General features: G+C 77.1%; 1 protein-coding gene. It reads left to right on the forward strand.

Annotated features, from left to right (window positions below; genetic code table 11):
- Positions 1-45: 45 nt before the first annotated feature.
- The gene (locus BJP25_RS09390; RefSeq protein ID WP_075974453.1) at positions 46-10,551 is read left to right on the forward strand and encodes a type I polyketide synthase; all 10,506 of its coding nucleotides are present in this window, start codon (positions 46-48) and stop codon (positions 10,549-10,551) included.
- Positions 10,552-10,584 lie beyond the last annotated feature (33 nt).

A 10,584-nucleotide genomic window follows, 5' to 3' on the forward strand; every position in this document is an offset into this window, starting at 1 on the left:
GCGCACCACGACCGTCGTCCGACATTTTCTGGAGAGGTGAGCGCAGTGACGAACGCGAAGAACCCCGGACCGCAGGGCGCGGCGGGCAGCACCGAGGACAAGCTCCGGTACTTCCTCAAGCGGGTCACCGCGGACCTGCAGGACGCCCAGCGCAGGCTCTCCGACTTCGAGGCCGCCTCGAAGGAGCCGATCGCCATCGTCGGCATGGCCTGCCGCTTCCCCGGCGGCGTCGACAGCCCCGAGCGGCTGTGGGAGCTGGTGGAGCAGGGCCGCGACGCCATCTCGGCCTTCCCCGCCGACCGCGGCTGGGACACCGAGGCGCTCTACGACCCGGACCCGGAGAACCGGGGCACCAGCTACGCCAGGGAGGGCGGGTTCCTCGACGACCTGGCCCGCTTCGACGCCGAGCTGTTCGGCATCTCCCCGCGCGAGGCGCTGGCCATGGACCCGCAGCAGCGGTTGCTGCTGGAGGCGTCCTGGGAGGCCTTCGAGCGGGCGGGGGTCGTGCCCGCCACGCTCAAGGGCAGCCGCACCGGGGTGTTCACCGGGGTGATGAACCACGAGTTCCTGGGCGCCATGCAGCAGGCCGCCGAGGACGTGGAGGGCTACCTGGGCACCGGCAGCTCCGGGTCGGTGGCCTCCGGGCGCATCGCCTACACCTACGGCCTGGAGGGGCCCGCGGTCACCGTCGACACCGCGTGCTCCTCCTCGCTGGTGGCCCTGCACCTGGCGGTGCAGTCGCTGCGCACCGGCGAGTGCGACCTGGCCCTGGCGGGCGGGGTCACCGCGATGGTCGGCCCGGCCACCTTCGTCGGGTTCTCCCGCCAGCGCGGCCTGGCCCCGGACGGGCGCTGCAAGGCCTTCGCCGAGGCCGCCGACGGCACCGGCTGGGGCGAGGGCGTCGGCCTGCTGCTGGTCGAGCGGCTGTCGGACGCGCGGCGCCTCGGGCACACCGTGCTCGCGGTGGTGCGCGGCTCCGCGGTGAACCAGGACGGCGCGTCCAACGGGCTCACCGCCCCGAACGGCCCGTCGCAGCAGCGGGTGATCCGGCAGGCGCTCGCCTCGGCGGAGCTGTCCACGGCGGACGTCGACGTGGTGGAGGCGCACGGCACCGGCACCCGGCTGGGCGACCCCATCGAGGCCGACGCGCTGCTGGCCACCTACGGGCAGGACCGGACCACCCCGCTGCTGCTGGGCTCGGTGAAGTCGAACATCGGCCACACCCAGGCCGCCGCCGGTGTGGCCGGGATCATCAAGATGGTCGAGGCGATGCGGCACGGTGTCGTCCCCAAGACCCTGCACGTCGACGCCCCGACGTCGCACGTGGACTGGTCCGCCGGGGGCGTGCGGGTGGTGGCCGAGGCGACGCCGTGGCCGGAGACCGGCCGCCCCCGCCGGGCGGCGGTGTCGTCCTTCGGCATCTCCGGCACCAACGCCCACACCATCATCGAGGCCGCCCCGGCCGCCGAGCCCGACGCCGAGCCGGTCGCCCAGGCGGCGCCGCCGGTGCTGGCGTGGGTGCTCTCCGGCCGCACCCCGCAGGCCGTCGCGGACCAGGCCGCCCGCCTGGCCGAGGTCGACGCGGCGGCGCTGGACGTGGCGCACTCGCTCACCGCGACCCGCACCGCCCTCACCCACCGCGCCGCCGTCGTCGGTGCCGACGAGGCGGAGCTGCGCGCCGGGCTGGCCGCGCTCGCCGAGGGCCGGGCGCCGATCTCCGGCACCGCCGAGCCTGGGCGCGTCGCGTTCCTGTTCTCCGGGCAGGGTTCGCAGCGCGCGGGCATGGGTCGCGAGCTGTACCAGGCTTATCCGGTGTTCGCTGCCGCGTTCGACGCCGCGTGCGAGCACCTGCCCGCCGGGCTGAAGGACGTCGTGTTCGACGTCGAGTCCGAGCAGTTGAAGCAGACGGGGTGGACGCAGCCCGCGCTGTTCGCCGTGGAGGTCGCCCTCTACCGGCTCGTCGAGTCGATGGGTCTGGTGCCCGATTTCGTGGCCGGGCACTCCATCGGTGAGATCGCCGCCGCGCACGTGGCCGGGGTGCTGTCCCTGGCGGACGCGGCCAAGCTCGTGTCCGAGCGGGCTCGGCTGATGCAGGCATTGCCGTCCGGTGGGGCGATGGTGGCGGTGCAGGCGACCGAGGACGAGGTTACGCCGCTGCTGTCGGAGACCGTGAGCATTGCGGCGATCAACGGTCCGCAGTCTGTTGTGGTCGCGGGTGATGAGGTTGAGGCGGAGCGGATTGGTGCTCACTTCAAGGAGTTGGGTCGCAAGACTTCGCGGTTGACGGTCTCGCACGCGTTCCACTCGCCGTTGATGGAGCCGGTGCTGGAGGAGTTCCGGGCGGTCGTGCGCGGGCTGACCTTCGCCGCCCCCGTGATCCCCGTCGTGGCCACCGGCGACGTCACCTCCCCGGACTACTGGGTCGACCACGTGCGCGGCACCGTGCGGTTCAGCGAGAACGCCGCCACCCTGCGCAAGCTCGGCGTCCGCACCGCGGTCGAGATCGGCCCCGGCGGCACCCTCGCCGCCCTGGTGCCGCAGACCGTCGAGGACATGACGGCCGTCCCGGCCCTGCGCGCCGACCGCCCCGAGCCGCACGCCGTCGTCGGGGCACTGGCCGCCGCCCACTGCGCCGGCGCTCCGGTCAGGTGGGAGACCTTCCACGCGGGCACCGGCGCGCGCCGCGTCCCGCTGCCCACCTACGCCTTCCAGGGCGAGCGCTACTGGCTCGACGTCGCCCCCACCGTCGACGCGACCGCGCTGGGCCTGGGCGCCGCGGGCCACCCGCTGCTCGGCGCCGCGGTCTCGCTGGCCGACAGCGACGGCCAGGTGCTCACCGGGCGGCTGTCGCTGCGCACCCACCCGTGGCTGGCCGACCACGCCTTCGACGGCACCGTGATCCTGCCCGGCGCCGCGTTCGTCGAGCTGGCCATCCGCGCGGGCGACGAGCTCGGCTGCGCCACCCTCGACGAGCTGACCCTGGAGGCCCCGCTCGTCCTCACCGCCACCGGTGCGGTGGACGTGCAGGTCATCGTCGGTGCGGACGAGGGCGGCAGGCGCGTCGTCGGCATCCACTCCCGCACCGACGACGGCGAGTGGACCCGGCACGCCACCGGTCTGCTCACCGACTCCACCAACAACACCGACAACACCGAATCCACCGGGTCCATTGGGGAGCCGGTCGCGGTGTGGCCGCCCGCTGGCGCCACCGCCGTCCCGCAGGACGAGCTGACCGCCGTCTACGACACCTTCGCCGCCCGCGGCCTGGGCTACGGCGCCGCGTTCCAGGGCCTCACCGCCGCGTGGCGCGCGGGCGACACCCTGCACACCGAGGTCCGCCTGCCCGAGTCCGGCGCCCCCGGGGCCGACCGGTTCGTCGTGCACCCGGCGCTGCTCGACGCGGCGCTGCACGGCCTGGTGCTCGGCGGGCCGGTCGCCGACGACGGCACCCCGCAGCTGCCGTTCTCCTGGGCGGGCGTGCGGGTCGCGGCCACCGGCGCGCAGACCCTGCGGGTCACCCTGAGCCCGGCCGCGCACGGCGCGGTGCGGCTCTCGGCCGTCGACCCGGCGGGCACCCCCGTGCTGGTCGTCGACGCGCTCACCCTGCGCCCGGCGACGTCCCCGGCCACCGGCCCCGAGGGCCTGCACGGCCTGGACTGGGTGCCCGCCACCACCGCGACCACCCCCGCCGCGGACGTCGTCGAGCTGCCCGGCGGCGGCGCGCGCAGCCGCACCGCGTGGGCGCTGGAGACGGTGGTCGCGCGGCTGGAGGGCGACGACGAGACGCCGCTGGTGGTCGTCACCCGCGGCGCCACCGAGGCCACCACCGACCGCCCCGACCCCGCCGCCGCCGCGGCGCGCGGCCTGATCGCCTCCGCCCAGGCCGAGAACCCCGGCCGGTTCGTCCTGGCCGACCTGCCCATCGGCGCCCCCCTGGGCGCCCTCGCCGTGCCCGCCGACGAGCCCCGGTTCGCCGTGGTGGACGGCGAGGTCCTGGTGCCGCGCCTGGTGAAGGTCCGCCCGGAGGGCACCGCGCCCGAGCTGACCGGGCCGGTGCTGCTCACCGGTGCCACCGGCACCCTCGGCGGCGCCGTGGCCCGCCACCTCGTCACCGCGCACGGCACCCGCGACCTCGTGCTGGTCAGCCGTCGCGGCGCCACCGCGCCCGGCGCGGATGAGCTGGCCGCCGAGCTGACCGCCCTCGGCGCCGCCGTGCGCTGGGCCGCCTGCGACCTCGCCGACGCCACCGCCGTGTCCACCCTGGTCGCCGACGTGCGCCCCGCGGCCGTCCTGCACGTCGCGGGCGCCACCGACGACGGTGTGGTCACCGCGCTGGACGCCGACCGGGTCGACACCGTGTTCCGCCCCAAGGTCGACGCGGCGGCCAACCTCGACGCCGCCACCCGCGAACACGGGCAGGCGCTGACCGCGTTCGTGCTGTTCTCCTCGGCCGCGGGCGTGTTCGGCAACCCCGGCCAGGGCAACTACGCCGCCGCGAACAGCCACCTCGACGCGCTGGCCGCCCGCCGCCGCGCCGACGGCCTGCCCGCGCACTCGCTCGCGTGGGGCCTGTGGGCCGAGGGCAGCGACCTCACCGGTGCGCTGGCCGACGGCGACCGCGCCAGGATGGCCCGCGGCGGGGTGCTGCCGCTGACCACCGAGCAGGGGCTCGCCCTGCTCGACGCCGCGCTGGCCACCGACCGCGCCCTGCTGGTGCCGGTCGCGCTGTCGCAGGCCGCGCTGCGCGAGCAGCCCCGCGAGTCGCTGCCCGCCGTGCTGCGCGGCCTGGTCCGCTCCCGCGCCCGCCGCGCCACCGCCGGGCAGGCGGGCACCGGCTTCGCCGCCACCCTCGCCTCCCTGGCCGAGGGCGACCGGCGCGCCGCCGTGCTCGACGCGGTGCGCACCGCGGTCGCGGAGGTGCTGGGCCACGGGTCGGCCGCCGCGGTGGACCCGGTGCGCTCGTTCGCCGAGATCGGCTTCGACTCGCTGACCGCGGTGGAGCTGCGCAACCGGCTCGGCGCGCAGACCGGCCTGCGGCTGCCCGCCACCCTGGTGTTCGACTTCCCCACCCCGGTCGCGCTCACCGACCACGTCCTCACCGAGCTCGCGGGCGGGCTGCCCGCCCCGGTGGCGGCCCCGGCCCGGGGCGAGGCGGCCGACGAGCCGCTGGCCATCATCGGCATGGCGTGCCGCTTCCCCGGCGGGGTCAGCTCGCCGGAGCAGCTGTGGGAGCTGGTCGCGGGCGGCACCGACGCCATCACCGCCTTCCCCGACAACCGCGGCTGGGACGTCGACGCGCTCTACGACCCCGACCCGGCGCGCACCGGCACCACCTACACCCGGCACGGCGGGTTCCTGCACGACGCGGGCGAGTTCGACGCCGGGTTCTTCGGCATCTCCCCGCGCGAGGCGCTGGCCACCGACCCGCAGCAGCGGTTGCTGCTGGAGACCTCCTGGGAGGCCTTCGAGCGGGCGGGCATCGACCCCACCTCCGTGCGCGGCAGCCGCACCGGCGTGTTCGTCGGCGTGATGTACCACGACTACGGCCAGGGCGACGGCCCGCTGCCCGAGGGCATCGAGGGGCTGCGCAGCACCGGCAGCTCCGGCTCGGTGGCCTCCGGCCGGGTGTCCTACGTGTTCGGGCTGGAGGGCCCGGCGGTCACCGTCGACACCGCGTGCTCGTCGTCGCTGGTGGCCCTGCACCTGGCCTGGCAGGCCCTGCGCGGCGGCGAGTGCTCGCTGGCCCTGGTCGGCGGCGCGACGGTGATGGCCCAGCCCGCGACCTTCGTGGAGTTCTCCCGGCAGCGCGGGCTGTCCACCGACGGGCGCTGCAAGGCCTTCGCCGAGGCCGCCGACGGCACCGGCTGGGGCGAGGGCGCTGGCGTGCTGCTCGTCGAGCGGCTGTCCGACGCCCTGCGCAACGGCCACGAGGTGCTGGCCGTCGTGCGCGGCTCCGCGGTCAACCAGGACGGCGCCTCCAACGGGCTCACCGCCCCCAACGGCCCGTCGCAGCAGCGGGTGATCCGGCAGGCGCTGGAGTCCGCCGGGCTCGGCTTCGCCGACGTCGACGCCGTCGAGGCGCACGGCACCGGCACGCGCCTGGGCGACCCGATCGAGGCGCAGGCGCTGCTGGCCACCTACGGCCGCGACCGCGCCGAGGACGCCCCGCTGTGGCTGGGGTCGGTCAAGTCGAACATCGGCCACACCCAGGCCGCGGCCGGTGTCGCCGGGGTCATCAAGATGGTCGGCGCGCTGCGCTCCGGCGTGCTGCCCAAGACCCTGCACGTGGACGCGCCGTCGTCGCACGTGGACTGGGCGGCGGGCGCGGTGCGGCTGCTGACCGAGAACACCGAGTGGCCCGACACCGGGCGCCCGCGCCGGGCCGCGGTGTCCTCCTTCGGGGTCAGCGGCACCAACGCGCACACCATCCTGGAGGCCCCGCTCGCCCCGCCTGCGCCCGCGCCGGTCGAGGCGCCCACCGCGCTGGAGACCGACGTGGTGCCGTGGGTGTTCTCCGCGCGCGGCGCCGAGGCCGTCCGCGCCCAGGCGGGGGTGCTCGACCCGGCGGTCGCCGGGCCGCGCGACCTCGCGCACGCCCTGCTCACCACCCGCGCCGCGCTGCCCGACCGGGCCGCCGTCGTCGCAGGCCCGCAGGAGGCCGCCGCCGCGCTGGCCGCGCTCGCCGCCGGGGAGCCCTCCGCCGCCGTGGTCACCACCGCCGCCCGCACCAGCGGCAAGGCGCTGTTCGTCTTCCCCGGCCAGGGCTCGCAGTGGGTCGGCATGGGCGCCGCGCTCTACGACGCCTCCCCGGTGTTCCGGGCCCGGGTCGACGAGTGCGCCGCCGCGCTGGCCCCGCACACCGACTGGTCGCTGGTCGCGGTGCTGCGCGACGAGCCGGGCGCGGCCTCGCTGGAGCGCGTGGACGTCGTGCAGCCGGTGCTGTGGGCGATGATGGTGTCGCTGGCGCAGCTGTGGACCGCGTTCGGGGTGAGCCCGGCGGCCGTCGTCGGCCACTCCCAGGGCGAGATCGCCGCCGCCGTCGTCGCCGGGGGCCTGAGCCTGGCCGACGGCGCGAAGGTCGTCGCGCTGCGCAGCCGGGCGATCATCGCCCTGTCCGGCCAGGGCGGCATGGTCTCGGTGCCGCTGGGCCACGAGCGGGTGCTGGAGCTGATCGCGCCGTGGTCGGGCCGCGTGGGCGTCGCCGCGGTGAACGGCCCGGCCGCGGTCGTGGTCTCCGGCGACGCCGACGCGCTCGACGAGCTGGAGGTGGCCTGCGCCGAGCAGGGCGTGCGGGCCCGCCGGGTCGCGGTGGACTACGCCTCGCACTCCCCGCACGTGGAGGCCATCGAGGAGGAGCTGGCGCGGCTGCTCGCGGGGCTCACCCCGACCGCGCCGACCGTGCCGTTCTACTCGACGCTGACCGGCGCCCGCCTGCCCGAGGACGGCCTCGTCGACGGCGCCCCCGCCTTCGACGGCGACTACTGGTACCGCAACCTGCGCAACCCGGTGGAGTTCGACCGGGCCGTGCGCGCCGCGCTGGCCGACGGGCACGACGTGCTCGCCGAGATGAGCCCGCACCCGGTGCTCACCATCGGCCTGCAGGCCATCGCCGAGGCCGCCGCCGAGGACGGCACCGCCGGTGCCGTGGCCGTGGTGCCGACCCTGCGCCGCGCCGACGGCGGCCCGGACCGGTTCCTGCGCTCGCTGGCGCAGGCCTGGGCCGACGGCGTGGCCGTGGACTTCGCGCCGCTGTTCGCCGGGCACGCCCCGGCCAGGGTCGCGCTGCCCACCTACGCCTTCCAGCGCGAGCACTTCTGGCTGGTGCCCGCCTCCGGCGCAGGCGACGTGGAGTCGATGGGCCTCACCGCCGCCGACCACCCGCTGCTGGCCGCCGCCGCGCCGCTGGCCGGGGGCGACGGTGTGCTGCTCACCGGCCGGGTCTCCCGGCAGAGCCACCCGTGGCTGCTCGACCACGCCGTCAACGGGACTGTCCTGCTGCCCGGCACCGCGTTCGTGGAGCTGGCGCTGCGGGCGGGCGACGAGGCGGGCTGCGACGTCCTGGACGAGCTGACCATCGAGGCGCCGCTGGTGCTGGCCGACACCGCCCCGGTGACCGTGCAGGTCGTCGTGGGCGGGGCGGGCAGCGCCGACGGCGAGACCGCCCGCACCGTCGAGGTGCACTCGCGCTCCGGGTCGGGCGCCTGGGTCCGGCACGCCACCGGGGTGCTGACCGCCGGGCAGATCCCCGACCAGGGCCGCACCGCGGTCGACGGCGCGTGGCCGCCCGCGGGCGCCGAGGCCGTCGACGTCAGCGCCGCCTACGACGACCTGGCCGCGCTGGGCCTGGAGTACGGGCCGGTGTTCCAGGGGCTGCGGGCGGCGTGGAAGACCAAGGACGGCGTGGTGGCCGAGGTCGCGCTGGACGCCGAGGGCGAGGCGGTGGCCGACGCCGCGCGGTTCGGCGTGCACCCGGCGCTGCTCGACTCGGCGCTGCACGCCATCGCGCTCAGCGGTCTGCTGCCCGCCGCCGACGGCCCGCTGCTGCCGTTCCTGTGGAGCGGGGTGAGCCTGGGCGCCGCCGGGGCCACCGCGCTGCGGGTCGGGGTCAGCGCCGCGGCCGACGGCGCGGTGCGCCTCGACCTGGCCGACGCCGAGGGCGGCCACGTGGCCACCGTCCGCTCGCTGACCCTGCGGCCGCTGCCCGAGGGCGCGCTGGCCGCCCCGGGCGGTGCCGACGCGCTGCACGGCCTCGACTGGGTGGAGCTGCCCGCTGCCGCGGGGGCGCCCGGGGGGTGGGGCCGCTACGACGGCGACCTCGCGACCTGGCCGAGCATCCCGCCCACCGTCGTCGCGCAGTGCCCGGCGGAGCTGGGCGAGACCGGCGCGGAACTGGTGCGCGAGACCGTGGTCAGCGCCCTGGCGCTGGTGCAGGAGTGGCTGGCCGACGAGCGCACCGCCGAGTCGACGCTGGTGCTGGTCACCAACGGCGCCGTCGGCGTCGGCGGGGACTCCCCGGCCGACCTGGCGCACGCCGCGGTGTGGGGCCTGCTGCGCACCGCGCAGTCGGAGAACCCGGGCCGCCTGGTGCTGCTCGACGTCCCCGGCGGCACCCCGGACGAGGGCCTGCTCGGCGCCGTGCTCGCCGCGGCGGGCACGGGGGAGACCCAGTTGGCGGTGCGCGACGGGAAGCTGCACGCCCCGCGGCTGGTCGCCCTGCCCACCGACCGCACCGGCACCGCCGACTACGGCACCGGCACCGTCCTGGTCACCGGCGCGTCGGGCACCCTGGGCGGCTTCGTCGCCCGCCACCTTGCCGCCGAGCACGGCGTGCGGTCGCTGCTGCTGGCCGCCCGCCGCGGCGGTGCCGCCCCCGGTGCCGCCGAGCTGGTCGAGGAGCTGGCCGGGCTGGGCGCCGAGGCCATCTGGGTCGCCTGCGACGTGGCCGACCCCGGTTCGGTCGCCGACGCGCTGTCCGGTGTGGAGCTGAGCGCAGTCGTGCACACCGCCGGTGTGCTCGACGACGGCGTGCTCACCGCGCTGACCCCCGAGTCGGTCGACGCGGTGCTGCGGCCCAAGGTCGACGCCGCGTTCACCCTCGCCGAGGCCACCGCCGGGCACGACCTGAGCGCGTTCGTGCTGTTCTCCTCGCTGGCGGGCACGTTGGGCACGCCGGGGCAGGCGAACTACGCCGCGGCCAACGCCTTCCTCGACGCCTTCGCCCAGCAGCGGCGCGCGGCCGGTCTGCCCGCGCTGTCGCTGGCCTGGGGCCTGTGGGCGGCCGAGAGCGCGATGACCGGGGAGATGGCCGACGCCGACAAGGAGCGGCTGGCCCGCGGCGGTGTGCTGCCGATGTCCACCCAGGAGGGGCTGCGGCTGATGGACGCCGCGGCGGGCACCGACCGGGCCGTCGCGGTGCCGGTGGCGCTCGACGTGCGGGCGCTGCGCGAGGCCGGGGCCACCCCGCCGCCGCTGCGGGGGCTGGTGCGCCCGGCGCGCCGGACCGCGGCGGGCGCCGCGGCCGCCGACGCCGGGTCCGCGCTGGTGCGCAGGCTCGACCCGCTCGACGACGCCGACCGCGAGGCCGCGGTCACCGACCTGGTCCGCGGCGAGGTCGCCGCGGTGCTGGGGCACGGCTCCGCCGCCGCCATCCCGACCGGGACGTCGTTCTCCGAGCTGGGCTTCGACTCGCTCACCGCGCTGGAGCTGCGCAACCGGCTCGCCGGGTCCACCGGCCTGCGGCTGCCCGCCACGCTCATCTTCGACCACCCGAGCCCGATCGCCCTGGCCCGGCACGTGCTCGCCGCCCTGCCCGGCCTCGGCGCCCCGGCGTCGGTGCTCGACGAGCTCGACCGGCTCGCCGAGCGGCTGGCCGCCACCGAGGCCGACACCCTGACCCACGCCAAGGTCCGGCTCCGCCTGCAGACCCTGCTCGCCCACTGGGAGGGCGGCGGGTCCGGCGAGGGGGGCGCCGACGACGACGTCGACGACCTCAGCTCCGCGTCCGACGACGAGCTCTACGACCTGCTCGACGACGAGCTGGGCATCGACTGACCCCGCACCTGAGGCTGCTGAGGAGCTGACGAG

Origin of the sequence: Actinokineospora bangkokensis, from assembly GCF_001940455.1 — a bacterium.
Lineage (GTDB): Bacteria > Actinomycetota > Actinomycetes > Mycobacteriales > Pseudonocardiaceae > Actinokineospora > Actinokineospora bangkokensis.